The sequence below is a fragment of the Acinetobacter legionensis genome, assembly GCF_048551735.1.
In the GTDB taxonomy this organism is placed as follows: domain Bacteria; phylum Pseudomonadota; class Gammaproteobacteria; order Pseudomonadales; family Moraxellaceae; genus Acinetobacter.
The window spans coordinates 1-1,150 of sequence record NZ_JBIMBV010000064.1; the positions used below are offsets into that span (position 1 = coordinate 1).

Genomic DNA, 1,150 nt, shown 5'->3' on the forward strand with positions numbered 1-1,150 from the left:
CATTAATTGATAGAAATGAAAGAGAAATAAAAATCAAATATTTAAAAAATTTCATCATTTCACCATCACAGAAACAGTAATGATTAAGACAATCACGATAAGCCAGTTAACGATTGAAGCTTCCATATTTATCCCCTAGTGAAATGAAAAGAAGAGGGCTAACCCTCTTCTTGTTGAGTTACTTAGCAGCAGCTCGAAGGTTGCGCCAAATTGCAATGCCAGCAGTAAAACCAAGCCAAGCAACACCGATCGTTGCAGCAGCAGTTACAGCCAAGCCAAGATTGGTTATAATTGCAGTTACATCATAGTCAGCACGAGCCATTGATGTGCCTGAAGCTAAAACACCAACTACAGCACCACGGTTTAAGATGGTTTGTAAACGTGATTGTTTTTGAACTGTTTTAACAGCGATTTGATTTTTTTCAGTCATGAGATTTATCCCCTAGTTGACCAAGTTTGTTAAACACAGCACCTGTAATAATGACAAGGCAAGCAGCCAAGCCAATAGAAAAAGCCTGTGCCGAAGTTATGGCGAAAAAGTCGGTAAATGTGACTTGTTCTACCCACAAGACACACGTTTGCACACCCTCAATTATTTGTAGTTGTTCGCAGACGTATGCCATGTCTTAAAATCCTTAAAATAAGCTTATAAATGAAATACATGTGAGCAAGTATTCCAAATAAAAAGAAGTACCAGACCATGTAATCCATTTAGTTATCCTTTACACACTGAAACGTGAAACTGGTACTGACCTTTGTGCAGATATGTGCCACATGTAGGACAGCTATAAGTTAAAAAGTTAGCGTGAATCATGGCGCTGGTTTGCCCTGTTGTTGTGGTTTTTGTGGAGCAAGATCAATAATGATTGTGGTTACTTGACGACCATTCGAAACTTGTTGAAGGGTTACATCTGCTACAAGAGGAAATTCAAGTAATTTAATTTTCTCGAAATTATCAGAAGTACCCCATTTGATTGATTCACCAACTTCACCTACAAAATTGTCACCTTCCTGGAGATCGGCCTTATAGAAGATAGTTGTAGAATCATAAGGTTTACCCTCGAAAGCCCCTTTCGAAGATTTAGCACCAAATACAGTAATTGTTGATTTAAATAGCATGGATAAATTCCTTATAAGCAGTTTGATTAAG

Annotated in this window: 3 protein-coding genes; all 3 read right to left on the bottom strand. The window is 37.7% G+C overall.

Features of this window, described 5'->3' with window-relative positions; translation table 11 throughout:
• Positions 1-178 precede the first annotated feature (178 nt).
• Positions 179-430 carry a major capsid protein gene (locus ACG9ZL_RS20965; RefSeq protein WP_419361825.1) on the bottom strand — a complete coding sequence of 84 codons (252 nt, stop codon included), beginning with the start codon at positions 428-430 and terminating at the stop codon, positions 179-181.
• Positions 423-623 carry a hypothetical protein gene (locus ACG9ZL_RS20970; RefSeq protein ID WP_419361827.1) on the bottom strand — a complete coding sequence of 67 codons (201 nt, stop codon included), beginning with the start codon at positions 621-623 and terminating at the stop codon, positions 423-425. Before ACG9ZL_RS20970 ends, ACG9ZL_RS20965 begins: the two co-directional genes overlap by 8 nt.
• Positions 624-810: 187 nt before the next feature.
• A complete protein-coding gene (locus ACG9ZL_RS20975) occupies positions 811-1,119 on the bottom strand; it encodes a hypothetical protein (RefSeq protein ID WP_419361830.1) in 309 nt (102 codons plus the stop codon).
• Between the last annotated feature and the right edge of the window lie 31 nt (positions 1,120-1,150).

Excerpts from the sequence above, each read along its gene's own strand:
- ACG9ZL_RS20965 (WP_419361825.1), bottom strand. The coding sequence starts at position 430 with ATGACTGAAAAAAATCAAATCGCTGTTAAAACAGTTCAAAAACAATCA.
- ACG9ZL_RS20970 (WP_419361827.1), bottom strand. The coding sequence starts at position 623 with ATGGCATACGTCTGCGAACAACTACAAATAATTGAGGGTGTGCAAACG.
- ACG9ZL_RS20975 (WP_419361830.1), bottom strand. The coding sequence starts at position 1,119 with ATGCTATTTAAATCAACAATTACTGTATTTGGTGCTAAATCTTCGAAA.